This is a genomic window from Janthinobacterium sp. 61 (assembly GCF_002846335.1).
Classification (GTDB): Bacteria; Pseudomonadota; Gammaproteobacteria; order Burkholderiales; family Burkholderiaceae_D; genus Janthinobacterium.
In genome coordinates, this window is sequence record NZ_PJMQ01000001.1 from 3788126 (window position 1) to 3811995 (window position 23870).

Genomic DNA, 23870 nt, shown 5'->3' on the forward strand with positions numbered 1-23870 from the left:
TCTCCAGGGTAATGGCGCGACGCGCTCTTGTTATCGTCTTCGATGCTGAAAATTATAGCCCCAACCACCCCCGCCCTGCACCGGCTTGCTGTAATGTGCAGGCCGGTGCCACATTATCCGGGCACGACACGGACACGAAGGCATGGACAGCACAGTACTCCCTCCCGCACAGGGCTTTATCCTGACCCGCCACTGGCGCGATACCAGCGCCGGCACCGAGGTCGATTTCTGGCTGGCAACGGATGCAGGCCCCCGCCAAGTGCGCCTGCCCGTGCAGACGGCGGTCGCCTTTATTCCCATGGAGCAGCGCGAGCAGGCGGAACTGCTGCTGCGCGGCGAGCGCCATGCAGAGCTGCGGCCCCTGTCGCTGAGCGATTTCCACCACCGCCCCGTACTGGGCTTGTACTGCAAGCAATACCGGCATTTGCTGAAGCTGGAAAAGCAGCTGCGCGCCCACGGCGTCGATGTGTACGAAGCCGACATCCGCCCGCCCGAGCGCTATCTGATGGAGCGCTTCATCACGGCGCCGGTATCGTTCAAGGGAGAAACACTGCAGGAAGTGCAGCTCAAGCCGGCGCCCGGCTACCGCCCCACCTTGAAACTGGTGTCGCTCGATATCGAGACGACGGCGCATGGCGAGCTGTATTCGCTGGCGCTGGAAGGCTGCGGCCAGCGCCAGGTCTACATGCTGGGGCCGCAAAACGGCGGCGACGAGACACTCGATTTCGACCTCGAATACTGCGACAGCCGCGCACAGATCCTCGAGCGCCTGAACACCTGGATGGAACGCCACGATCCGGACGCCATCATCGGCTGGAACCTGGTGCAGTTCGACTTGCGCGTGCTCAAGGTACATGCCGAGCGCTATCAAATTCCCTTGCGGCTGGGACGCGGCGGCGCCGTCATGGAATGGCGCGAGCATGGCGGCAAGCAGGAACACTATTTTGCCGCTGCGGCGGGACGGCTGATCATCGACGGCATCGAAGCCTTGAAGTCGGCGACGTGGAATTTCTCTTCGTTCAGCCTGGAAAACGTGGCGCAGACGCTCCTGGGCGAAGGCAAGTCCATCGACAATCCCTATCAGCGCATGGCCGAGATCGACCGGCGTTTCCGCGAGGATAAACCTGCGCTGGCGCGCTACAACCTCAAGGATTGCGAACTGGTCACGCGCATCTTCGCGAAAACCGAGTTGCTGACCTTTCTCCTGGAACGGGCCAGCGTGACGGGCCTGGCAGCAGACCGCAGCGGCGGCTCCGTGGCCGCCTTCGAGCACCTGTACCTGCCACTGATGCACCGGCAGGGCTACGTGGCGCCCAACCTGGGCGATGTGTCCGGCGAAAACAGCCCGGGCGGCTTCGTCATGGATTCCCAGTCGGGGCTGTACGACTCCGTGCTGGTGCTCGACTACAAAAGCCTGTACCCGTCCATCATCCGCACTTTTCTGATCGACCCCGTGGGCCTGGTGGTGGGCACGAGCGGCGACGAAGCCGATACCGTGCCGGGCTACCGGGGCGCGCAATTTTCGCGCGTGAAACATTGCCTGCCCGCCATCGTGCAACAGGTGTGGCAAGGGCGCGAGGCGGCCAAGCGCGAACGCAATGCGCCGCTGTCGCAAGCGCTAAAGATCATCATGAACGCGTTTTACGGCGTGCTGGGGTCCAGCGGCTGCCGCTTCTTCGACCCGCGCCTGGCCTCGTCGATCACCCTGCGCGGCCACGACATCATGCACCGCACGCGCGAGCTGATCACCGAACAGGGCTACCAGGTCATCTATGGCGACACGGATTCCACCTTTGTGTGGCTGAAAACGGCGCATAGCGACGAAGAGGCTGGCAAGATCGGCCGCGCGCTGGTGACGCACGTGAATGCCTGGTGGGAGCGGCACCTGCGCGAGGAATTCGGCCTGGACAATGCGCTGGAGCTGGAATTCGAGACGCATTACCGGCGTTTCCTGATGCCCACCATCCGCGGCTCGGAAGAAGGCAGCAAGAAGCGCTACGCGGGCCTGGTGGGCAAGCCCGACGGTAGCGAAGAGATGGTCTACAAGGGCCTGGAAACGGTGCGTAGCGACTGGACGCCGCTGGCGCAGCAATTCCAGCAAGAGTTATACCGGCGCATCTTCCAGCGCGCCGCCTACCAGGACTATGTGCGCGACTACGTGGCGCGCACCGTGCGCGGCGAATGCGACGCTTTATTGGTCTATCGCAAGCGCTTGCGCCGCCCCCTCGACGACTACCAGCGCAACGTGCCGCCCCATGTACGCGCGGCGCGCACGGCCGACGCCTACAACCTGGCGCAGGGCCGGCCGCTGCAATACCAGAATGGCGGCTGGATCAGTTATGTGATCACGGTGGCCGGGCCGGAACCGCTGGAAACGCAGCGCTCGCCCATCGATTACCACCATTACCTGACGCGCCAGCTGCAGCCGGTGGCCGACGCGATACTGCCCTTCCTGGGCGACGACTTTTCGCGCCTCGTGTCGGGCCAGCAGGATTTGTTTTAGGTCAATTTTACTGACCGGCACGGCCAAGCTGAGGTAATATCGGCGCCTGCCAGGCCAGTCCGCGGGCGCTGCGCGTCGCGGCAGCGTAAAATACGCCATGGCGAAAGAATAAGAGCTCCACCGCAGAAGAAGATGCCGCTCCAGACGAGAATCGTTCGCAACATGATTTTCCCAGCTGAAATGGCGCATAATTTACAACCATGTTGAACCAGCGGGCAGCAGCACTAGCCATCTGCCCTGCTAATTTTTGAATGAATTGACACCATGACCGAGATTACGTCCTTAAGAGACATCCCGCAAAAAAATATCTTCCGCAAGGGCGACACCTTTGTGCTGTTCGGCGAGCTGTTCGGCCGCGGCTATGTGAATGGCTTGCTGGACGAAGCGCGCAAGGCGGGCATGAATATCGTCGGCATGACGGTCGGCCGCCGCGATGAAAACATGGCGCTGCGCCCATTGAACGCGGAAGAGCTGGCGGAAGCCGAAGCCAACCTGGGCGGCCGCATCATCAATGTGCCGCTGATGGCCGGTTTCGACCTCGACGCGCCAGCCGGCGAACCGACGCCGACGGCCCTGCTAGCCGACATGACCCTGAAAAGCTGGCAAGAAGACAAGCTGGACTGGGCGCAGATCGAACGCTGCCGCGAAGCAGGCATCGCCCGCTTCAGCGCTTCCGTGGCGAAAGCCATGGCCGAGCTGGACAGCCTGATTCCTGACGGCAGCAATGTGTATTTCGCCCACACCATGGCTGGCGGCATTCCCAAAGTCAAAGTCTTCCTGGCGATCGCCAACCGCATCTACAAGGGCCGCGGCGAGCGCTTCATGTCCTCGCGCGCCTTGCTCGACAGCGACCTGGGCAAGTTGATCCTGATGAACTTCGACGAAGTCACGGCCAACACCCTGCAGCACCTGATCGACGGCAGCGCCGCCATCCGCGCCCGCATCGAGCAAACGGGCGGCCAGGTGCGCTACAGCGCCTACGGCTACCACGGCACCGAGATCTTGATCGACGGCAAGTACCAATGGCAAACGTATAGCAACTATACGCAAGGCCTGGCCAAGATGCGCCTGGAAAACGTGGCCAAGGCCGCGTGGGAAAAAGGCATCAAGGCCACCGTCTTCAATTGCCCGGAAATCCGCACGAATTCGTCCGACATTTTTGTCGGCGTGGAACTGTCGCTGTTCCCCCTGCTCGACGCGCTGAAAAAAGAAGGCGGCAGCGCCTGGGCCGAAGAGCAATGGAAAATCTGCCAGGGATTGCTGGAAGACGGTGTCTCGCTGCAAGACTTGCTCGACCGTATCGCCACCTACAACGGCGACGCCACCAGCGTGCAGTTCCGCAACTTCGCTGCCTGGCCGATGGACAACACGCCAGAGCTGGCCGAAGTCATGATTGGCACCTCGGACGACATTACCAAGCTGCACAAGGACCGCAAGGAACTGATCACGGACCACCTGAGCTCGCTGGTGCTGGAAGGCACGGGCCCGTTGATGTTCCACGCCATGTCGGAGCCGCAAGCGCCCGTCGTCTGGCTTAACCACGACATCATCGCGCGTCAGCTGAACTCGGTTCACAACTGAGCTTGATGTAGCGCAAGCTGCAAGACACCGACGGCCCGGCTCATCCCCGGGCCGTCGGCGTTTCCGGCGCCGCATTACGTATCTCTTGCGCGCGCACGACGGATACCCCGCCATCGGCCAGCAGCGCCGTGCGGTGGTGAAGCTGGACGCATCGGAAGCCAGGTACAGCGCCGAGCGGGCGATTGCGTCCGGCGAGACCAGGCGCTTCAATGCATGCAAGCCCGCCCCCCTAGGGCGTGGCAGCCACCGCGCGCCCCGTCGGCGTATCTGCCCCTCCCGGCAACAAGGCATACACGCGGATGCTTTCCAGTTGTTGCATGGGATATCCATCCAGGTAATGAAGGGACACGATAAGGCGGCTGCTCAGGCGCGGCACTCCGCTTCCTGTGCTGGAACCGGCACGTTCAAGGATGCTCAATGCTCATGTAAAACACACGCCAAGCATAAAACTTGCCAGATTGTGACAAATCAGTGATAATGCGTCTCGCGTTGCCGGGATGGCGGAATAGGTAGACGCACGGGACTCAAAATCCCGCGCTGGAAACAGCGTGCCGGTTCGATTCCGGCTCCCGGCACCACAGAACAAATCGAAGAAGTACCGATAAAGCCATTAAATCCAATAAAATCAAGGATTTAGTGGCTTTTTTCTTGCCTGTTCGTTCCGAACAATACCGATTATTCCCGATAGAAACAGCTGGTCATTACGCAATGATTAGCCACAGAAACCGCCGCTTGAGCGGTCGAAGGGGAAGCGCTACTGTGCCGCAGCGACGTATGCGTCTTGAATCGGTGTGGGGGCCTACGGTCAGGGGCGACCTCAACTTGATCTCGCATGGTGTGTGGTGAAGATAGACCGCGCCAACCCAATGCCACCGAGCAGACCCGCTCAGAAAATACAACGCCAACGCATTCCAGCGGCAATTTGCCAATGCCCGGAGCAAGGGCCATGAAGCACCTCAATGCAAAGCCTCATGGCTTGCCGATGAATAGGCCCGCAGCGATGCTGATGGGCCGAGGCGAGCTCTGAGCCGCCTGCCGATGCTGCCCGAGCCGCATCGGCGAATTGCTGCCGCATCACTGGATATCGGCCGACGATTCTTTACCCTCAGGGGAGAGTCATGTCCAAACCGACCATACTGACAACAACAAAGGTGACGATCCCCAGGGCCAGGAGCGATAGCACGAAGACTCCGACCACCTTGCTGCTTGCGCGCAGCACCGCGCGATTCTGCTTCGCCTTATCCTTATCCTTCTTGCCTTGATCGTAATGCCACTTGATGGCGAAGAACATGCCAATGCTGAGCACGAGAGCCTTGAACGTAACGAAGACTATAGGGGTCCAATCTATCATTTTGAGTATTTCCAGTCTATTACTTGACACTATCCATCGTGAGGAGCACTACCTCAAAACGCTGCTTCCGCAGCTTCTGTTCAAACCATCCCACAGGCATCCTGTTTGAATCTTTCATTATATCTAGCTATGAAATAACAATGGCATCGAGCGTAGTGATTTGCCGAATGCAGATGAGAGAGGAGAAAACGTCAGCAACTGCCATGCAAGGATGGTGTTACTGCACGCTCTGATGCATACTACTTAAAAACAATTTCCATACATTGAGACAAAATGTCCCAGTTGAAAACCATACAAGATGAACATTTACCTATCTGGATGCCGCGCTTGGCCGGGAACAGAGGGCCACGCTTTTTGCAGATTGCCGATGCGTTGCAAGCGGCGGTGGCAGACGGATCTTTGACACCCGGTGACCGCCTGCCTACGCAGCGCCAGTTGGCAGCACAGCTGGACGTCGACCTGACGACGATCACGCGCGCATATGACGAAGCCAGGCGCCGCAACTTGCTGGAAGGCCGCGGCGCGCGAGGCACTTATGTCGCGGCGCCGAAGGTCGAATTGACCGCTATCCTCGACCTGAGCATGAATACGCCGCCACCGCCGGATGGCGTGGACTTCGACGACATGTTGAAACAAGGTTTGTCCCAGGTCTTGATGAGGGCAGACAATGAATTGCTGATGACTTACCATTTGGGCGGGGGAAGCGACTCCGACCGCAAGGCTGGAGCCAAATGGCTGGCACCGATGTTTGGACATCTGGATTCTCAACAGGTTGTCGTCTGTCCGGGTGCGCAAGCGGCGATCGCCGCATTGATCCTTGCGCTGACGGAGCCTGGCGACGTTATCCTGGCAGAGCCAAGCAGTTATCCCGGCTTGCGTGCCGCAGCGACCCAATTCGGCCGGCACATCATTGCGGTGGAAGCGGACAGGCATGGGATGGTGCCTGAGATGCTTGAGGAAGCGTGCCGCCAGCACAAGCCTGGGCTGGTCTACCTCAATCCGACATTACAGAACCCGACTGCCATCACCATGCCGGAAGGCCGGCGCAGTGAGCTCGCCAGCATCGCGAAGCGCTGCAATGTACGCATCGTCGAGGACGATCCCTACTGGCTCCTTGCCGATGCCCCGCCACCACCTATTGCCACGTTTGCCCCGGAACAGGTGGTCTACATCTCAACCCTGTCGAAATGCCTGACGCCTGGCTTGCGTGTCGCCTTCGTGCTGATACGCGACCCGCACGAACGCGAACGCTTCCTGGTCGCGCTAAGATCATTTGCGCTGATGGTCGCTCCGCTGACTGCCGCACTGGCCACGCAGTGGATACTCGACGGTTCGGCCGACGGATTGATGGAGGGCGTACGCAAGGAGGCGCGCCTGCGCCACCGGATGGCTCGGGATATTCTGGCGGGGCGGTACAGCGGCTTTGGAGACGGCCTGCATGTCTGGCTCGAGTTGCCGGCGTATTGGAACTCCTTGCAGCTTGCGCGTGCAGCCGCTAGCTCCGGCATCGCAGTCACGCCGGCGGAGGCATTCGCAACTGGCAGCGTCTCCGTGAATGCAATTCGGATTTCTTTGGGGTGCATCAAGGACCGTGGACGCTTGCAGGCGGGCCTTCAACGGCTGTCTCACCTGCTGGCGCGACGACCCGAGTCATTCAGCGCAGCGGTGGTTTGACTGTCCTGGAAACACCGTGCTGCATCCGGGAGTGATGGCAATGCGGTCGCCCATTGGTTTGCTGTCTCCGTGCTTATTTATCGTGAGATCAGGCGCGACAGTGAACAGACTGGAAGAAAACCACCTTGGCCGTGCAGCACACTGTCCGCTTTGGGGTGCGGATTCAAGCGGACACCGCAGCAGGGAAGCTGCCGCATCCGGCTAGCCAAACGGCCGCACGCCAAACAGCACGCCATGCAACCAGAATGCCAGCAGCAGCCACAGCGCACAGCCCGCGACTATGGCGATCAGGGTGCCTGTCACGGTGCCGCCCTGGTATGCCACGCCGGTCGCGCGGTCGCGCCGCACGGCGGCATACAGATCAAGCAGCGACCAGGCGAGGAAGCCGCCGAACAGCAACACGTCGGCCAGGCTGCCGTTGGCCAGCAGATGTGCCACGGCCCAGAGTTGCGTGCCCAGCAGCATGGGATGGTGCACCCAGGTCTTGATGCGGTTGCGCGGCACATTGGCCGCTGCCAATAAAATCAGCGAGAACAGCATCAGCAGGCCGCTGGCGTGACGCAAGCCCATGGGCGGCGCCCACAGGACCAGCTGTTGCTGACGCGCCAGGCCGTAGCCCCAGATGATCAGGCCCAGTCCGGCAAACGCGACGAGCGAATATAGCCCCTTCCAGCGCTTTTCGCCGAGGCGCGCCAGCTGCGCACTGCGCCAGCCGTCGGCGACAATGCGCACCGAGTGCAAGCCCAGGAACAGCAACAAACCGAGTATCAGCACCGTCATCGTCTTCTCCCGCAGTCATTACCAGCTATCGAGCATACGCGACACCATGACCGGTGCCGGCCACGCAGATCAACGTTCCTCGCGATAATAGTCGCAGCCCTCGAACGTGGTGCGCAGCGCCTGTTGCAACTGGGCGTAGCGCTCGGGCGTCAAATTAAAGCGCACGTCGATCTGGCCGTCGTCATCCATCTGCATGGCCGCCTCGGCATCCATCTGCACGGACAGGCGGTTCGGATGCAGGATCACGGCATGCATGTGGCCATACCAGGCAAATTCCTGGCCGCCATACTCAATATAGGGTTCGTCCATGCCCATGGCGACGTCCTGCTCGTCATACTCGTCGGCGCGCTGCAGCATCAGGTAGACGGGCTCGCCTTTGCCGGCTGGCGCGGCCAGGGAGGTGATCAGGGCGTCGTCTTCATTAATAACGGACAATTCGGTGGCGGTAAATCCTGCGGACATGGCGTGCTTTCAACAAATAGGGGGATGACGCCACCATAGCGCAAAAGCGCCCCGGACGACATAGGGGCCGACGAATAAAGCGTGCCGCCCCGGAAACGCATCGCCGCCTATAATTGCCGCTCCAACCAATTCACAGGAGAGCGTCTTGACCGCAGCATCGCCCTACACCACCCGCCTGGCCATTCCCCCGGTCGCCACCTACCAGCAGCTGCGCGTTGCCGCCGGCCTGAGCGCGAAAACCACGGAGGCAGCGGCCAAGGGCTTGCCCCACTCCCTGTTTGCCGTGCAAGTGCTGCACGGCGACACCGTGGTGGGCATGGGCAGGGTCATCGGCGATGGCGGCTGCTTCTTTCAGGTGGTCGATATCGCCGTGCTGCCGGCCCACCAGGGCCAGGGCTTGGGCAAGCTGATCATGCGCGAAATCCGCCAGTTCATCGACAGCGACGTGCCGGAAAGCGCGTATGTCAGCCTGATCGCCGATGGCCAGGCGCAAGACCTGTATGCGCAGTTCGGTTTCAAGCACACAGCGCCCGCCTCGGTCGGCATGGCGCTGAAGCGCTAGGCGCCCGATGCCTGCCTGGCTACTATGCAGCATGGCGCTGGCGCTGCTGCTGTCGGCCGGCGCCTGGCGCGCCGAGCGCCTGCTGCAGCGGCACGGGCGCACGACGCGCTGGCTGTGGCTGGCGGCCATTGCCGCGTCCGTCATCGTACCCCTGGCATGGCTGCCGGGCGTGCTGGCGGCCATGCCGGCGGAACAGGCGCAGCTGAAACTGGGCTGGTTTGTCTTGTCGGTGGGCATGCTACTGCTGTTGGCGCTGCGCAGCGCCTGGCTGCTGTCGCACCAGCGCCGCTGGCAAAAGACCAGTCTGCTGGGTACACCCGTCTTCCTGAGCGGAGGCATCGGCCCCTGCGTGGCGGGGCTGCTACGGCCCTGCATCGTGATGCCCGTCTGGCTGCAACTGATTCCACCCCGGCAGCAGGCGCTGCTGCTGGCGCACGCGCAATGCCGGCTGGCCGCGCGCGACCCGCAGCTGCTGGCCTTGGCCTACGCATTGCTCGTGCTCATGCCGTGGAACCTGCCCCTGTGGTGGCAGTTGCACCGGCTGCGCTTTGCCATCGAAGTCGATTGCGACGCACGCATGCTGGCGCACGGCCACGCGCTGCGCGACTATGCCATCGTCCTGCGCCAGCACGGCCAGTATTATTCGGGGCTGACGGGCGCCTCGCCCATCGTACTGAACGCCCCGCGCGCACTGCGCCGGCGCCGCCATCTGATGGCCAGATTTACCCGGAAGCAGGCGACGAACTTGCTATAGTAGCGGCAACGCCGCGCAGCCCGCCCGCGCCCCGGTTCCCACCTTAGAAATCAGAGAGATACCATGCTTTACCTGCTTGCCATCGTCATCGTCATCGCCCTGCTGTATTACGTCTTCAGCGGCCGCACACCCGTGAAACCGCTGCACAAGCCGCTCGTCTCGGTGCGCCAGTACGTGCCGGCGATTCCTCCCGGTGCCCCTGCACATCACTGGAACGACGAGGGGCGCTTTGCGTCGGAAGTGGAAAACGAATCGATGTACCAGCCCGCCATCGCCAAACTGGCCGGCGAGCACGGCCCTGGCAACGCGGAAGAAAAATGCCTGGCCCTGCTCGTCTGCGACGATGCCAATCCGTTCCAGGACAAGGCCATCGCCGTCTTCATCGATGGCCAGCTGGTGGGTTACCTGTCGCACAACGACGCCCTGCGCCTGCGCCGCAATCTGGGCCGCCAGGACCTGGTGGGCCAGCTGACCTCGTGCGATGCCGTCATTCGCGGCGGCGGGCTGTGGAATGGCAAGCGCCTGTCGTATGCCGTGTGGCTGGACTTGCAGCCCTACAATTAAGTGAACTCCCGCCACGGCCAGCGTTGTTGCGTCACACAAAGAAGTGCCGACACGATGCTGCCGACGCCGATGCAGACCACTGGAAGGGCAAGGAGTTCACGACCATTATCGCTGGCTGCGCCGCGAGCATATTGATGCATATCAAGTAGGTCGGCATTTTGTCGCGATGGGATTGCAAATGACCATGGTCTGTCTCTTTTTGACCCATATCAAGTCCCGCATAAGAAAAACGCCATCCGGCACGGCAATGCTGGACTTGCCCGTGTTGCCGTTCTAGCCTTGTTGCCGTCCTGACTACCGAGTGACAACATGGCTTACAAATCCATCCTGGTCCACGCCGACCTGTCGCGTCATGCGCCGCAGCGCATCGCCATCGCGGCGCGGCTGGCGCACGCGCACCAGGCGCACCTGATCGGCGCGGCGATGACGGGCATGTCGCGCTTTACCCTGGAAAACAATCGCGGCATGCGCGGTGGCGCCGTGGCGGCGCAGATTTCAGCACTGCACGGCCAGGCGGAACGGGCGCTGGACCAGTTTGAGACGCTGGCGCGCCAGGCCGGCGCCGTCTCGCTGGAACGGCGCCTGATCGAAGACGATGAAGATGGCGGCATGGCCGTCAGCGCCCGCTACAGCGACTTGACGGTGCTCAGCCAGCACGACGACAGCGAGGCATTGCCCGGGGCCATGAGCGACCTGGTGCCCTACGTGATGCTCAACGCGGCCCGCCCCGTGCTGATCGTGCCGCGCAGCGGCCAGTTTGCGGAAGTCAACAACACCGTGGTGGTGGCCTGGGATGGCAGCATGGAAGCGACGCGCGCCATCGGCCACGCCCTGCCCCTCTTGCGCGCGGCGCGCCTGGTAGTGCTGGCCCTGCTGCACCCGCCGGCCGGCCATGCGCAGCCGGCACGCCATCCGGGCGCCGACATCGCCGCCTACCTGAGCCGCCATGGCGTGCCCGTGGAAGTGCGCCCGGCCGTCGCCACGGGCGACATCGGCGCGGCGCTGCTGGCCATGGCCGCCGAAGTGCATGCCAAGCTGCTGGTGATGGGCGGTTACGGCCACGCGCGCTTCCGCGAAATCTTATTGGGCGGCGTGACGGAAACGGTGCTGCGCCAGATGACCTTGCCCGTGCTGATGGCGCACTGACGTAAAAAAGCCGCGCCACCCTGGCGGATGGCGCGGCTTTCAGGAAGTGCTAATGATCAGACCTTGCGTTGTGCTACGGCATCAACGACACAGAGTGCCGTCATGTTGACGATGCGGCGCACGGTGGCCGATGGCGTCAGGATGTGCACGGGCTTGGCGCAGCCGAGCAGGATCGGGCCCACGGCGATGCCGTTGCCGGCTGCCGTCTTCACCAGGTTGTAAGCGATGTTGGCCGATTCGATGTTCGGCATGACCAGCAGGTTGGCGTCGTTCTTCAGTGCCGAGTTTGGCATGATTTTTTGACGCAGCTTGCTGTCCAGGGCTGTATCGCCGTGCATTTCGCCGTCGATTTCCAGGTCCGGCGCGCGTTCCTTGATGATGGCCAGCGCGGCGCGCATCTTTTGCGCCGAGGCACTGTCGCTGGAACCGAAGTTCGAATGCGACAGCAGGGCCGCGCGCGGCGACAGGCCAAAACGGGTCATCTCTTCGGCGGCCATGATAGTGATCTCGGCCAATTGTTCGGCGTCCGGGTTTTCGTTGACGTGCGTGTCGACCATCACCAGTTGGCGCTCCGGCATGATCAGTACGTTCATCGCCGCGTAGACATTGCTGCCGGCGCGCTTGCCCAGCACCTGGTCGATGTATTTCAGGTGCAGCTGGGTAGTGCCGAAGGTGCCGCAGATCATGCCGTCAGCATCGCCCTTGTGGATCATCATCGAGCCGATCAGGGTGTGGCGGCGACGCATTTCCAGCTTCGCATATTCCTCGGTGACGCCCTTGCGGCTGGTCATGGCGTAATACGTGTTCCAGTAATCGCGATAGCGCTCGTCGAAGTCCGGGTTGATGACGTCGAAGTCGACGCCTTGCTTGAGGCGCAGGCCGAACTTCTGGATGCGCGCTTCAAGCACGGGTGGACGGCCGACCAGGATAGGACGCGCCAGTTTTTCATCGACCACCACTTGCACGGCGCGCAGCACGCGCTCTTCTTCGCCTTCGGCGTAGACGATGCGTTTGAGTTCGGCCGGAGTGGACTTGGCCATCAGGAACAGCGGCTTCATGAAGGTGCCGCTGCGGTAGACGAATTGCTGCAGGCTGTCCGCGTACGCTTGCAAGTCCTTGATCGGACGCGTGGCGACGCCCGATTCCTCGGCCGCCTTGGCGACGGCCGGGGCGATCTTGATCAGGAGGCGAGGGTCGAACGGCATCGGGATCAGGTATTCAGGACCGAACGACAGGTTGCTGATGCCATACGTCGTGGCCACGATGTCCGACTGCTCGGCATGCGCCAGGTCGGCGATCGCGTGCACGACGGCGATTTCCATCTCGCGCGTAATCGTCGTTGCGCCGCAATCGAGGGCGCCGCGGAAGATGTACGGGAAGCACAGCACGTTGTTGACCTGGTTCGGATAGTCCGAACGGCCCGTGGCGATGATGGCGTCGCTGCGCACGGCCTTGACTTCTTCCGGCAGGATTTCCGGATTCGGGTTGGCCAGCGCCAGGATCAGCGGGTTCGGCGCCATCTTGCGCACCATGTCTTGTTTCAGCACGCCACCGGCGGAAACGCCGAGGAAAATGTCGGCGTCCGGGATGATCTCGGCCAGGGTGCGCAGCGGCGTGTCTTGCGCGAAGCGTTCCTTGTCCGGGTCCATCAGTTCCGTGCGGCCCTTGTAGACCACGCCGGCCAGGTCGGTGACGTAGATGTTTTTGAGGGGGAAGCCCAGGTCAACGATCAGGTCCAGGCAGGCCAGCGCCGCAGCGCCCGCGCCCGACACGACCAGCTTGCATTCCTCGATTTTCTTGCCGACGGCTTTCAGGCCGTTCAGGATGGCCGCGCCGACGATGATGGCGGTGCCGTGCTGGTCGTCATGGAAGACGGGGATCTTCATGCGGTCGCGCAACTGGCGCTCGATGTAGAAGCACTCGGGCGCCTTGATGTCTTCCAGGTTCACGCCGCCGAAGGTCGGTTCCAGCGAAGCGATGATGTCGACCAGTTTATCCGGGTCCATCTCGTTGATTTCGATGTCGAAGACGTCGATGCCGGCAAATTTCTTGAACAGTACGCCCTTGCCTTCCATCACCGGCTTGGCGGCCAGCGGGCCGATATTACCCAGTCCCAGCACGGCCGTGCCGTTGGTGATGACGGCCACCAGGTTGCCGCGCGCCGTATATTTATAGACGTTGGCCGGATCGATGACGATTTCTTCGCAGGGTGCCGCCACGCCTGGCGAGTAGGCCAGCGCCAAGTCGCGCTGGTTGGTCAGTTGTTTGGTGGGCGTCACGCTGATTTTGCCGGGGCGCGGGCACTCGTGATATTCGAGTGCGGCCAAGCGCAATTGTTGACGCAATTCTTCTTTTTTATCAGATGACGAATCCATGCTGTGCTGCCTTCCTGTTTGGTCGATCGGGTGTTCCGGATTTTATCAGACCGATTCTTTCAATTAGCTAGGTATTTTCCGCTAGCCACAGTCTGATATCACGAAAACGCATAACCTAGCATTGTAAGGCCGTCCGGCGGCACAAACGTCCTTAGCAGGAAAAACTATCAAATTTTAAATTTCAATTAATTTTTACGATAGAGCACCAGCGGCACGCCACAGCGGCAATGCCTCGACGGCGCGCTCGATATCGTCCATCTCGTCGGCGCCCAGGGTGGTGTCGAAGGGCGCGGACAGGATGCTGCGCATCAGCGCCAGACGGGTCGTGGCTTGCTCCTCGTCAATGAAGCGTGTCGTCTCTGCACAGTACTGCGCGCGGCGCAGCGCATCGGCGCCGTCATCGTCGCCGTCGGGATAATAATGGCGGCCGATGTGATGCAGCGACTGCAGCAGGAATTCGATCTCGCACAGGATGCGCAACGCATCCTCGCCGGACAGCACGATGCGGCGGTTGGGGGGCAGCAGCGATGGCGGGGTGGCTGGGCTATTCAAAATTTTCCTCAATCAGGAAGCCGTAGCCGTCGTCGATCAGCATTTGCAGATAGGCGTCGAAGCTGTCGGCGATGACCTGGTAGTTGTCGGGGTCGTGCAGGAAGCGCACGATCTGCCCGACCTTGCCCGACGCCGCCGGCGTGAAATCGATATACAGCCGCGAGGAGCCGCCATTGTTCATGCAATGCGAAAAACACAGGCGCTGGCCCTGCTGAATAGCGGCGTCAATGCGGGCGTCGACGATGCCGGGATCGTCTTTCAGGTAATGGCCGTAAATATCGGCGATGCTGCGCTGGTTCGCCTGCCCATCCTCCAGGATCTGCTCGACCGAACTCAGATAATACGGATACTCGAACACGTCCGAGCCCAGCATATACACCAGCACCGTGCCGCCGGCATACTTCTGATAATAGGTGCCGTTGTACTTGCCCAGCAAGTGCAGCAAGCTGTCCGGGCACAGCGGATAGGCCTGGCGCAAGCTGGCCAGTTGCGCCGTGCTGGCGCCGCTGGCCAGCGCCAGCTCCGCCAGCGGTTCCGGCGGCAAGGCCTTGCGCAAGCCGGCTAAATAATGGTCGACGATGTTCATGCGCGAAATATATCAGCTGCCAGCACACGCCATGCGCACGCTAGCGCGACTGGGCCAGCCTGCCTCCCGGCGCAAAGCGCACCGCGATCAGCAATAACACCACCACGCCACCGGCCATCACCATCCACGCCTGGGCCAGGCTGGACGAATGCTGGCGGATCAATCCGGCAATGAAGGGCATGCTGCTGGCGATAATGTAGCCGCCGCCCTGCACAAAGCCCAGCAGTGCGCCGGCGACGGCCGGGTCACGCACGTGGTCCATGCTGACGATCAGCGACAGGGGAAACAGGGCGCCGATGCCACAGCCCAGCAGGATCACGGCGGGGATGGCCAGTTGCGCGGGCGCCACGATCAGGCAAGCCAGTCCCACCAGCACGGACAGCAAGACGGACAGCAGCAGGATGCGGCGGTCGGGGAAGCGGTGGATGATGCTTGAAACCACCAGTCCCGCCAGCACCTCCACCAGGGTCAGGGCACCCAGCAGCAAGCCGCTGTCGGCCGCACTCCAGCCCAGTTCCGTGTAAAACGGCGGCAGCCAGGCCAGCACCAGCGTGTAGGCGCCCGTACCGATGCCGAAAAACACCATCAACAGCCAGGCGCGGCCGCTGCCCACGGGCAGGCTGGCGCCTGCGCCGCTGGCCACCTCCACGCGCGAAGCGGCAGCACGGCGCCACAGCAGCGCGGCGGCCACGGCGGGCAGCGCCCACAGGGCCAGCAGCGCCTGCCAGCCCAGCGACTGTGCCAGCGGCGAGGCGGACGCGGCGGCAATGGCCGCGCCGCCCATGATGCCCGTCGTGTAAAACCCCATCAACTGGCCCGCCCGAGCGGGAAAATGACGCTTGATGAAGGCTGGCAGCAAGGCTTGCACCAGCGCAATGCCCAGGCCGCCCAGCGCTGCCGTGGCGATCAGGCCGCCGCTGCCATGCAAGGGCCAGCGCAGCGCGCAGGCGGCAGCGATGATGGCGATGCCCAGCGAGATGCCGCGCGTCACGCCCAGACGGCGCTGCAGCTGCGCACCCGCCAGCGCACACACGCCCATGGCGAACACGGGCACGGTGGTCAGCAAGCCCGCGTCGGCATTGCTGATGCCCGTGCTGGCCTGGATGCTGTCGAGCAAGGGGCCGATAGCGGCCAGGATGGGGCGCAGGTTCAGGCCCAGCAGGATGATGGCGGCCACCAGCAGGGCGGACGAGGGAGGGGGGGCGGTGTCGGGGCGTAAGGATGGCATGGGATAGTAGTCCTTGCCTCGCAGGGAGGCACATGGTTTAATGCGTCATAGAATAACTCGATGAAAAGTATCTTAACATAGAGATAGAAATCTATCTTGATGTCGAGATAAATACCTACCCATGACAACGACCCCGCAAGAACATACGCGCGCGCAATTTGCCGCAGCACAATGGCAGCGCGAGCTGCCGCAGATGGATACGGGCGCCATGCAGCTGGTGGGCCAGCTGGGCACGGTGGCGCAGCTGATGGCGCGCGATTGGCTCAATCCGCTGTTCGCCGAACATGGCTTGCAACCGGGCGAATTCGACGTGCTGGCGACCCTGCGGCGCTCAGGAGCGCCGTACAGCCTGACGCCGACGGCACTGTACGAGGCGGCCATGCTGTCCTCGGGAGGCATGACCAACCGCATCGACCGGCTGGAAGCGGCAGGCCTGATCGAACGCCAGAAGCACCCGACGGACCGCCGCGGCGTGCTGGTGGCCCTGACGCCCCGGGGCCTGGCATTGATTGAACAGCTGGTGTTGCTGCACGTGGAGAACGAGCGCGCCATGCTGTCGGCGCTCAGCGCGGACGAGCAGCGCCAGCTCGACCAGTTGCTGGCCAAGCTGCTGCAGGGTATGGCCCAGGCGAAGAAAGGCTAAGCGAGCAGGCCCGCCAGTTCGCGCAGCGCCGCATTGCCGCGCCGTGCCAGGCGCTTCAGTTCAGCAGGGTCGCGGCTGTCGTACAGGGCCTGGACATGGCCCACGCTGGCCGCGCGCAAGTCGATATCGCTGTCGCGATCCGGAACATGGGCGTCGGCCACATGTCCCTCGACCAGGGTCAGGTAGTAATGACGGGGCTTGCCCCACAAGTTGGCGGAAAACTGCAGCACCAGGCCGCTGTCGAACAGCAGGGCGCCGCTGCGGCCCCCATGCTCGAGCAGCACGCGAAACGCCGGCAAAGGCTGCCGAGCCGCGCGCAGAAAACCGGCCAGGTGCACCTGATCACCGAGGCCCAGGCTATTCGCGACCAGCTGGCCGCGCTGCAGAAACGCCTTGAACAATACATGCACCGGCCGCTTGCCCCTGCGGAACAGGCGCTCGTCCTCGTACAGGCACAGCTGGTCGACGTCGCTGACGGCATAGAAGCCGTGCGCCACCAGCTCCTGCGCCTCGAAGGTGGCCAGGCCGACAGCTTGCGGGTCGCGCAGCCAGCCATGGTCCAGCCAGGATTGCAACAGGACGTGAATATCGAGGATGGGCATAGTAAGCTGCTCGGCAGTGGCAAAGGCCTGTATTGTAGGCCAGCCTATAATAGCCGGGCCACACCATCATTCAACGCACAGACTACGCCATGGCCCCACACGACGCGCTTTCCGAATTCGACCTGATCAAACAATACTTCGTGCGCCAGCGCCCCGGCCGCGCCACTCTGGGCATTGGCGACGATTGCGCGCTGCTCACGCCAAGTGCCGGCAAGCAGATCGCCATTTCCTCGGACATGCTGGTCGAGGACCGGCACTTCTTTGCCGGCGCCGACGCCCGCATGCTGGGCCATAAAAGCCTGGCCGTGAACCTGTCCGACCTGGCCGCCATGGGGGCGCGCCCCGTGGCCTTTACCCTGGCCCTGGCGCTGCCGCAAGCCGAGCGCAGCTGGCTGGCCGGCTTTGCCGAAGGCCTGTTTGCGCTGGCCGACGCATTCGGCTGCGAATTGATCGGCGGCGACACCACCAAGGGCCCGCTGAACATCTGCATCACCGTGTTCGGCGAACTGGCGCCGGGCCAGGCCCTGCGCCGCAGCGCAGCCGTGGCGGGCGATGATATCTGGGTCAGTGGTACCGTGGGCGACGCGCGCCTGGCGCTGGCGGGCTACCGCATGGAACAGGAGCTGGCGCCAGCCGACCTGCTGGCAGCCGCCGCGCGCATGCACACGCCCACGCCGCGCGTGGCGCTGGGCTGCGCCCTGGCGGAAGCGGGCCTCGCGCATGCTGCCATCGACATTTCGGACGGGCTGGTGGGCGACCTGGGCCATATTCTGAAGGCTTCGCAAGTGGGCGCCACCCTGGACGTCGACGCCCTGCCTGCCGGCCCCGTGCTGGCGCAGCAGGAAACCGGCCTGCGCCGCCGCTACACGGCCGCTGGCGGCGACGATTATGAGCTGTGCTTCACGGCGCCCGCCTCGTCGCGCGATGCCATCGCCGCCCTGGCGGCAAGCTGCGGCACGCCTGTCACGCGCGTGGGCAGCATCGAGGCGCAATCAGGCTTGCGGCTGGTCGATGCAGCCGGGCAGCCTCTGGATCTGGCCTTGAGTTCTTTCGACCACTTCAGCGACTGAGCTAGCGCACCGCCAAGCGCGCCAGTCCCGGCTGGTTCACCATCCAGTAGTGCTGGAAGGCCAGGCGGATGTTGTCGCGCAGCTGGGTGTCATCCCACGGTTTCGTATAGAAACGGTAGATGGCGCCCCGGTTGATCGAGTCGAGCACGGCTTCCAGGCCCGTGTAGCCAGACAGGATGATGCGGATCGTTTCCGGGTACAGTTCCTTCACCTTGCTGAGGAACTCCGTGCCACTCATGCTGGGCATGCGCTGGTCGCAGACGATCACGTGAACGCGGTGCAGGGCCAGCATTTCAAACCCTTCGGCCGGCGTGCTGGCCGTGAGGATCTGGTAGCCTTCGGGACGGAACAGGCGGTGCAGCGACGACAGCACGTTGACGTCGTCGTCGACGATGAGCAGGGTCTGCGCCGGCTGGGCGGCCGGGTCGTGGCCGGGCGGCAGGCCGGCGCCGGCGACGATCATCTGCCCCAGTTCCAGCGCCGGCAGGGCGCGGCTGAAATAAAAGCCCTGGATCTCGTCGCAGCGGTTGCGCCGCAGGTATTCCAGCTGCGGGCGCGACTCCACGCCCTCGGCCACCACGCTCAATTTCAGGCTGTGCGCCATGCTGACGATGGCCAGCGCGATGGCCGCATCGTTCGGATTGCTGGTGATGTTGCGCACGAAGGCAATGTCGATTTTCAGCTTGTCGATGGGGAAGCGCTGCAAATACGCAAGGCTGGAGTAACCGGTGCCGAAATCGTCGATGGCCACTTTCACGCCGATTTTCTTCAACTTGCCCAGCACGACGATGGTGCGCTCGGCGTTCGACATCAGCGCCGTTTCTGTCAGCTCCAGTTCCAGCAGTTCCGGCGCCACGTTGTGCTGCTCCAGCGCGCGCGTCACCTCGCCTTCCAGGTCGCCTTCGGCAAACTGGCGGCTCGACACGTTCACTGCCACATGCACGGGCCCCACTTCGCTGTCGCGCCACTCGGCGATCTGGCGGCAGGCAGCCTGAATCACCCAGGCGCCCACCCGCACGATCAGGCCCGTGTCTTCCAGCACGGGCACGAATTCGGCCGGCGCCACCAGGCCGTAGCCGGGGCGGCGCCAGCGCAGCAGCGCTTCCACGCCGCTGATGCGGCCCGTGCGCAAATCCACCTTGGGCTGGTAGTACAGGATGAATTGCTCGTGTTCCAGCGCATGGCGCAGCGCCAGTTCCAGGTCCAGGCGCGCCAGCACCTGCACGTTCATGCCAGCCGTGAAAAAGCGGTAGCCGTCGCGCCCCGCCTGCTTGGCGCCGCCCATGGCCGTATTCGCGTACTTAATGAGCGTTTCCGGGTCGGTGGCGTCGTCCGGATACATGGCGATGCCGATGCTGGCCGTCAGGGTGGCCGCGTGACCGCGCAAGTCGAACGGCGCGCGCAAGGCTTCGCGCACCTGGTTGGCCACCGCCACGGCTTCCTGCTGGTTGCGGCTCATGGTGAGTATCAGCGCGAATTCGTCGTTGCCCAGGCGCCCCACCGTGTCGCGCAGGCGCACGCATTCGACCAGGCGGTTGCTGAACTGGCGCAGCAATTCGTCGCCCAGCGCTGCGCCCAGGGTGTCGTTGATGCTTTTAAAACGGTCCAGCGCGATGAACAGCACCACGATGCGCCAGCTTTTTTCCTGCGCCAGTTCGACGGCCTGGGCCAGGGTCTGGTAAAACAGGCTGCGGTTCGGCAGCCCCGTCAAGCCATCATAGTGGGCCAGGTGCTTCAGGCGCTCCTGCGCCTGGCGCCGCTCGCTGATGTCGCGCGCCACGGCGATCAGCAGCAGGCCGCCCGCACCCTGCCCACCCGCCACGGGCGCTTGTGCATACCAGTGCCAGCCCAGTTCCACGGGCACCAGGCTCAGGTCGCGCCGCACCAGTTCGCACTCCGTCACTTCCGTGGCCAGGTGGGCCTGGCCGCCCGGCAGCGCGGCCAGGGGCGGGGCCGGCGGCGATGGCAGCAAGGTGCCGGGCGCCAGCGCCAGCAGTTCGGTGCGCGCATAGCCGAGCAGGCGGCATGCGCCGTCGTTGACGTCGACCAGGGTCATGCCCAGCACATCGACGAGGAAGATGGCGTCGGTGGTGGCGTCCATGGCGCCGCGAAAGCGCTGCAGTTCGGCCGTGCGCTGGCCCACCGTGCGTTCGAGCAGCGTGTTGTAGTGTCGCGCGGCGCGGTGCAGCAGCCGCACTTCAAGCATGTTGCGTATGCGCGTGAGCACTTCGAGCGCGTCGAAGGGCTTGCTGATGAAGTCGCGCGCGCCCGCTTCCAGCGCGGCCAGCTTGGCGTCCGGGTCGGCGGCGATCACCAGCACGGGTAAATAGCCTTCCAGCTCCAGCGGGCGCAGCGCGTCCATCACGGCATAGCCGCTCATGCCGGGCATCACCAGGTCCAGGATGATCAGGTCAAACTGATGGCGCTGGTGCAGGCTGGCCACGGCACGCGCATCGAGAGTGCTGGAGATGGCCGTGTAGCCGCCGCCGCCCAGCAAATGCTCGAGCAGGCGCAAATTGACTTCCTGGTCGTCGACGATAAGAATTTTCGCCGCATAGATATCGGCCTGGCTGATCATGGCGCGCCTGTTCCCTTCTGCCGGCGCTGCTGCGCCACATAGGCCAGGGTACTGTTGATCGCCTCGGTAAATTCATCGAGGTTGATCGGCTTGGTCAGGTAGCGGTAAAAGCCCAGCGCCATGCTGCGCTCCACATCGCCCGGCATGGCATTGGCCGTCAGGGCGATGACGGGAATGTGCGCCGTGCGCGGATCGGCGCGCAAGAGCTTCAGCGCATCCGTGCCATTCACATGGGGCAGGTTGATGTCCATCAGGATCAACTGCGGCAAATGCGTGCGCGCCATCTCAACGCCCAGGCGGCCATCCGTTGCCGTCAGCAGCTGCAATTGGGGGCAGTAGCGCACGATTTCCTCGACCAGGGTCAGGTTGGCGGGATTGTCTTCCACATACAGCAAGGTGACGGGGGCGCTATTGTCGAGCAGCGCGCCGGCCAGGTCCGGCCGCGGCAAGGCCGGTGCGCTCGGGACGGGCACGGCATCGACCACGCGCAGTTCGATCCAGAACGTGCTGCCTTCGCCGGGCGCACTCGTCACGCCGATACTGCCATCCATCAATTCCACCAGGCGCTTGGTCACCACCAGGCCGATGCCGCTGCCTTCTTCCGTGCCGCCCTCTTGCCCCAGCCGGTTGAAGGGCTGGAACAGCAGCGCCACCTGTTCGGCATCGAGTCCCACGCCCGTATCGCGCACGCTGATACGCACGCGTCCGCCGACCTGCGGTGCGCAATCGATGGCCACCTGCCCCTGTTCCCGGTTGTACTTGAGCGCATTCGACAGCAGGTTCAGCAGAATTTGCTTGAGGCGCGTGCGGTCGGCCAGCACGTTGAGGGGACAGGCGTCGGGGAAAGCCATGCCGATGCCGCGCTGGCTGGCCAGCGGCGCGATCATGTCGCGGCATTCCTGCAAGATGGCGTCCAGTCCCACGGGTTCAAGCGATAGGCTGACCGTGCCCGACTCCACCTTTGCCAGGTCGAGGATTTCATTGATCAGGGTCAGCAAGTGGCGCCCCGATTTCAGGATATGGCCGGCGAACTCCTTCTTTTGTTCCAGGGTCGACGGCAGGCGGTCGGAACTGAGGATTTGCGCAAAACCCAGGATGGCGTTCAGTGGCGTGCGCAATTCATGGCTCATCGACGACAGGAACGCCGACTTCGCATAGTTGGCGCTGCGCGCCTCTTCCATCGCCATGGCCAGCTCGCCATTCGTCATTTCCAGCTGCATCGTGCGCTCGTGCACGCGCACTTCCAGTTCCTGGTTCAGGCGCATGACTTCCTGCTGCGCGTGGGTGCGCTGCTCTCCTTCGCGCGCCAGCTCGCCGTTCGAGCGCTCCAGCGCGTGCGTGCGCAGCTCGATCTCGGCCAGCATCTTGTTGAAGGAATCGACCAGCTGCGCCACTTCGTCGACGCTGAGCTTGCGCGCGCGGCGCGAGTAGTCGCCCGTCTCGATCACTTCGCGCGCCACGTCGGCGATATCGAGGATGGGCTGCGTGATGACGAAATCGAGGCGGCGCAGCAGCAGCAAGGCCACCAGCAGCGCCAGCACCGTCACGCCCAGCGCGATGGCCAGGTAGTCGGCCGCGCGGCCGGCAAGCTCGTAATCGGCGCGCAGATACACGGTGCCCAGCAATTCGCCATTGTCGACGATGGGCTTGAACAGTTCCACCGAGCTGCCCTGGATGCTTACACCTTCCTTGCCCACCTTCGCCGGCAGCTCGCCCACATGCGCATTTGCGCGATAGCTGGCAAACAGGCTGCCATCGGCCTTGTACAGGGCGCCGGCCGTCACGCGCGGGCGGATGCGCATCAGGTTGAGGTTTTCCAGCGCTAGGCGTTCGTCGTCGAAGGCCAGCGCGGCCGAGCTCATGTGCCCCAGCAGCTCGGCCTGAGTACTGATATCGGCTACCAGGTTGCGGTGGTAGGCGCGCAAGTCGTAGACGACGATGGTGCCCAGCGAAATGACGAGCGCCACCAGGGTGGTCAGCAAGACCACCGACATCAGCTTGTGGCGGATGGAACGCAGTCTGATCATCTAGGCGCCCCCCGTCTGCACGCGATAAGCGGCCAGCAGCATGCGCGCGCTGATGCGGATATGCGCCTGCGCCACGGGCTTCAGGGCCACGTCGAAGCGCACCTTGTCCTCGGCCATCACAAAATTGATCATGCTGCCCATCGCGTAGACCTCATCCGAATCGGACACCGTCAACAACGCCAGGCCACGGCTGGCGGCCAGCATCTCCTGCAGCGCCGTTTTATCCAGCGCGCCCAGGTACAGCACGTGCAGCCCGGCCAGCGCTTCGCCGCGGCGCACTTTTTTTACCTGCACGGCGCGGCCGTTGACGCTGTGCCCGGCCACGCTCTGTTCGAGCTGCTCGGCCAGCGCATCGGCGCCAGCCACGCCGATCACCAGGGGAGAGTCTGGCCGGACAAAGCTGCCGTCTGGCCACTCGACATAGCCGGCAAACTTGTACAGATACCCGGCCTTGACCTGGCGTTCCAGCTCCCCCGGCACCTGCGCCCGCGCATCGGCGCACAGCACGCCCAGGAGCAGCAATAGCCAGCCCAAGTGGAGGGAGCGGCGGCCGGCGCCGCGCACGGGGCGGCGCAGGGGGCCAGGATGACGCCACCAGGACCAGTTCAAAATTGCCATGACAACCGAGTAAAGAGAATGCATACGAAGGCGCGGCACCATGCCGCTTGCCGGTTCGAGCGATGCGCACCAGGGTGGCGCAGCGACAGAGCGCCTGCCGGCCCGAAGTGGTAGCAAATGTATAAAAGAGTGTACGCATTTTCGCTGTTACCGGGGAAAGTTTCTTTTGCCGTTGACCATGCTACAGTCTTGCCACCATTTTCACCGCATGCAG

At 63.3% G+C, this 23870-nt stretch carries 20 protein-coding genes, 1 tRNA gene and 1 pseudogene; 10 read left to right on the top strand and 12 right to left on the bottom strand.

Translation table 11 applies throughout. From position 1 onward, the window contains the following. The first annotated feature begins 142 nt into the window (after positions 1 to 142). Entirely contained in the window at positions 143 to 2503 is a 2361-nt protein-coding gene (locus CLU92_RS17240; protein WP_101482894.1) for a DNA polymerase II, read from the top strand. A gap of 264 nt (positions 2504 to 2767) precedes the next feature. Further along, complete coding sequence (locus CLU92_RS17245; protein ID WP_101482895.1) at positions 2768 to 4084, top strand: hypothetical protein; 1317 nt, start codon at positions 2768 to 2770, stop codon at positions 4082 to 4084. Positions 4085 to 4124: 40 nt separating this feature from the next. Here CLU92_RS17245 and CLU92_RS28490 read toward each other — a convergent pair. Beyond that, positions 4125 to 4385 (bottom strand): annotated as a pseudogene (locus CLU92_RS28490) (SDR family oxidoreductase); the annotation flags it as partial. A gap of 190 nt (positions 4386 to 4575) precedes the next feature. On the opposite strand from CLU92_RS28490, the gene CLU92_RS17255 reads away from it, so the two are divergent. Continuing rightward, positions 4576 to 4662, top strand: a tRNA-Leu gene (locus CLU92_RS17255). A gap of 527 nt (positions 4663 to 5189) precedes the next feature. On the opposite strand, the gene CLU92_RS17260 is transcribed toward CLU92_RS17255, so the two are convergent. Next, positions 5190 to 5435 carry a hypothetical protein gene (locus CLU92_RS17260; RefSeq protein ID WP_101482896.1) on the bottom strand — a complete coding sequence of 82 codons (246 nt, stop codon included), beginning with the start codon at positions 5433 to 5435 and terminating at the stop codon, positions 5190 to 5192. Between the two features lie 273 nt (positions 5436 to 5708). Here CLU92_RS17260 and CLU92_RS17265 point away from each other — a divergent pair, with 273 nt between their 5' ends. Beyond that, positions 5709 to 7109 carry a PLP-dependent aminotransferase family protein gene (locus CLU92_RS17265; protein ID WP_180338534.1) on the top strand — a complete coding sequence of 467 codons (1401 nt, stop codon included), beginning with the start codon at positions 5709 to 5711 and terminating at the stop codon, positions 7107 to 7109. A 201-nt stretch (positions 7110 to 7310) separates the two neighbouring features. Here CLU92_RS17265 and CLU92_RS17270 read toward each other — a convergent pair whose 3' ends face one another. Further along, a complete protein-coding gene (locus tag CLU92_RS17270) occupies positions 7311 to 7889 on the bottom strand; it encodes an NnrU family protein (protein WP_101482897.1) in 579 nt (192 codons plus the stop codon). A gap of 69 nt (positions 7890 to 7958) precedes the next feature. Then, entirely contained in the window at positions 7959 to 8351 is a 393-nt protein-coding gene (locus tag CLU92_RS17275; protein WP_101482898.1) for an Imm10 family immunity protein, read from the bottom strand. Between the two features lie 145 nt (positions 8352 to 8496). Between CLU92_RS17275 and CLU92_RS17280 the strand changes: the two genes are divergently transcribed. From CLU92_RS17280 to CLU92_RS17295, 4 genes are all read left to right on the top strand, one after another. Continuing rightward, positions 8497 to 8913 (top strand): GNAT family N-acetyltransferase, encoded by a 417-nt coding sequence (locus tag CLU92_RS17280; protein WP_101482899.1) that lies wholly within the window; start codon positions 8497 to 8499, stop codon positions 8911 to 8913. A 7-nt stretch (positions 8914 to 8920) separates the two neighbouring features. After that, positions 8921 to 9667 carry a M56 family metallopeptidase gene (locus CLU92_RS17285; protein ID WP_101482900.1) on the top strand — a complete coding sequence of 249 codons (747 nt, stop codon included), beginning with the start codon at positions 8921 to 8923 and terminating at the stop codon, positions 9665 to 9667. Positions 9668 to 9730: 63 nt separating this feature from the next. Beyond that, entirely contained in the window at positions 9731 to 10231 is a 501-nt protein-coding gene (locus CLU92_RS17290) for a hypothetical protein (RefSeq protein ID WP_101482901.1), read from the top strand. Between the two features lie 309 nt (positions 10232 to 10540). Beyond that, positions 10541 to 11377, top strand: a complete 837-nt coding sequence (locus CLU92_RS17295; RefSeq protein WP_101482902.1) for a universal stress protein — start codon at positions 10541 to 10543, stop codon at positions 11375 to 11377. A gap of 56 nt (positions 11378 to 11433) precedes the next feature. Here the strand turns inward: CLU92_RS17295 and CLU92_RS17300 are convergent, their stop codons facing one another. From CLU92_RS17300 to CLU92_RS17315, 4 genes are all read right to left on the bottom strand, one after another. After that, positions 11434 to 13752: an NADP-dependent malic enzyme gene (locus CLU92_RS17300; RefSeq protein ID WP_101482903.1), complete on the bottom strand. Its 2319-nt coding sequence runs from the start codon at positions 13750 to 13752 to the stop codon at positions 11434 to 11436. Positions 13753 to 13944: 192 nt separating this feature from the next. Continuing rightward, entirely contained in the window at positions 13945 to 14304 is a 360-nt protein-coding gene (locus CLU92_RS17305) for a hypothetical protein (protein WP_208327681.1), read from the bottom strand. After that, positions 14297 to 14890 carry an SMI1/KNR4 family protein gene (locus tag CLU92_RS17310; protein WP_101482904.1) on the bottom strand — a complete coding sequence of 198 codons (594 nt, stop codon included), beginning with the start codon at positions 14888 to 14890 and terminating at the stop codon, positions 14297 to 14299. Before CLU92_RS17310 ends, CLU92_RS17305 begins: the two co-directional genes overlap by 8 nt. Positions 14891 to 14930: 40 nt before the next feature. After that, positions 14931 to 16118 (bottom strand): MFS transporter, encoded by a 1188-nt coding sequence (locus CLU92_RS17315; RefSeq protein ID WP_101482905.1) that lies wholly within the window; start codon positions 16116 to 16118, stop codon positions 14931 to 14933. A gap of 121 nt (positions 16119 to 16239) precedes the next feature. Between CLU92_RS17315 and CLU92_RS17320 the strand changes: the two genes are divergently transcribed. Continuing rightward, complete coding sequence (locus CLU92_RS17320) at positions 16240 to 16761, top strand: MarR family winged helix-turn-helix transcriptional regulator (RefSeq protein ID WP_101482906.1); 522 nt, start codon at positions 16240 to 16242, stop codon at positions 16759 to 16761. Here CLU92_RS17320 and CLU92_RS17325 read toward each other — a convergent pair. Further along, a complete protein-coding gene (locus CLU92_RS17325) occupies positions 16758 to 17363 on the bottom strand; it encodes a hypothetical protein (RefSeq protein WP_101482907.1) in 606 nt (201 codons plus the stop codon). The genes CLU92_RS17320 and CLU92_RS17325 overlap by 4 nt on opposite strands. 89 nt (positions 17364 to 17452) lie before the next feature. On the opposite strand from CLU92_RS17325, the gene thiL reads away from it, so the two are divergent. Beyond that, positions 17453 to 18433, top strand: a complete 981-nt coding sequence (thiL, locus tag CLU92_RS17330) for a thiamine-phosphate kinase (RefSeq protein WP_101482908.1) — start codon at positions 17453 to 17455, stop codon at positions 18431 to 18433. 1 nt (position 18434) lies between these two features. Here thiL and CLU92_RS17335 read toward each other — a convergent pair whose 3' ends face one another. Genes CLU92_RS17335 through CLU92_RS17345 form a run of 3 tightly spaced genes read right to left on the bottom strand, consistent with a single transcriptional unit; the run spans position 18435 to position 23656 of the window. Further along, positions 18435 to 21011 (bottom strand): EAL domain-containing protein, encoded by a 2577-nt coding sequence (locus CLU92_RS17335; protein ID WP_101482909.1) that lies wholly within the window; start codon positions 21009 to 21011, stop codon positions 18435 to 18437. Further along, positions 21008 to 23038 (bottom strand): ATP-binding protein, encoded by a 2031-nt coding sequence (locus tag CLU92_RS17340; RefSeq protein ID WP_101482910.1) that lies wholly within the window; start codon positions 23036 to 23038, stop codon positions 21008 to 21010. Before CLU92_RS17340 ends, CLU92_RS17335 begins: the two co-directional genes overlap by 4 nt. Continuing rightward, positions 23039 to 23656, bottom strand: a complete 618-nt coding sequence (locus tag CLU92_RS17345; protein ID WP_180338535.1) for a YfiR family protein — start codon at positions 23654 to 23656, stop codon at positions 23039 to 23041. Positions 23657 to 23870: the final 214 nt, after the last annotated feature.

Bases quoted from the DNA above. Each gene is read 5' to 3' on its own strand.
- CLU92_RS17335 (WP_101482909.1), bottom strand. From the start codon at position 21,011: ATGATCAGCCAGGCCGATATCTATGCGGCGAAAATTCTTATCGTCGAC.
- CLU92_RS17315 (WP_101482905.1), bottom strand. From the start codon at position 16,118: ATGCCATCCTTACGCCCCGACACCGCCCCCCCTCCCTCGTCCGCCCTG.
- thiL (WP_101482908.1), top strand. From the start codon at position 17,453: ATGGCCCCACACGACGCGCTTTCCGAATTCGACCTGATCAAACAATAC.
- CLU92_RS17265 (WP_180338534.1), top strand. From the start codon at position 5,709: ATGTCCCAGTTGAAAACCATACAAGATGAACATTTACCTATCTGGATG.
- CLU92_RS17340 (WP_101482910.1), bottom strand. From the start codon at position 23,038: ATGATCAGACTGCGTTCCATCCGCCACAAGCTGATGTCGGTGGTCTTG.
- CLU92_RS17320 (WP_101482906.1), top strand. From the start codon at position 16,240: ATGACAACGACCCCGCAAGAACATACGCGCGCGCAATTTGCCGCAGCA.
- CLU92_RS17310 (WP_101482904.1), bottom strand. From the start codon at position 14,890: ATGAACATCGTCGACCATTATTTAGCCGGCTTGCGCAAGGCCTTGCCG.
- CLU92_RS17240 (WP_101482894.1), top strand. From the start codon at position 143: ATGGACAGCACAGTACTCCCTCCCGCACAGGGCTTTATCCTGACCCGC.
- CLU92_RS17285 (WP_101482900.1), top strand. From the start codon at position 8,921: ATGCCTGCCTGGCTACTATGCAGCATGGCGCTGGCGCTGCTGCTGTCG.
- CLU92_RS17270 (WP_101482897.1), bottom strand. From the start codon at position 7,889: ATGACGGTGCTGATACTCGGTTTGTTGCTGTTCCTGGGCTTGCACTCG.
- CLU92_RS17295 (WP_101482902.1), top strand. From the start codon at position 10,541: ATGGCTTACAAATCCATCCTGGTCCACGCCGACCTGTCGCGTCATGCG.
- CLU92_RS17300 (WP_101482903.1), bottom strand. From the start codon at position 13,752: ATGGATTCGTCATCTGATAAAAAAGAAGAATTGCGTCAACAATTGCGC.
- CLU92_RS17325 (WP_101482907.1), bottom strand. From the start codon at position 17,363: ATGCCCATCCTCGATATTCACGTCCTGTTGCAATCCTGGCTGGACCAT.
- CLU92_RS17260 (WP_101482896.1), bottom strand. From the start codon at position 5,435: ATGATAGATTGGACCCCTATAGTCTTCGTTACGTTCAAGGCTCTCGTG.
- CLU92_RS17290 (WP_101482901.1), top strand. From the start codon at position 9,731: ATGCTTTACCTGCTTGCCATCGTCATCGTCATCGCCCTGCTGTATTAC.
- CLU92_RS17275 (WP_101482898.1), bottom strand. From the start codon at position 8,351: ATGTCCGCAGGATTTACCGCCACCGAATTGTCCGTTATTAATGAAGAC.
- CLU92_RS17345 (WP_180338535.1), bottom strand. From the start codon at position 23,656: ATGGCAATTTTGAACTGGTCCTGGTGGCGTCATCCTGGCCCCCTGCGC.
- CLU92_RS17245 (WP_101482895.1), top strand. From the start codon at position 2,768: ATGACCGAGATTACGTCCTTAAGAGACATCCCGCAAAAAAATATCTTC.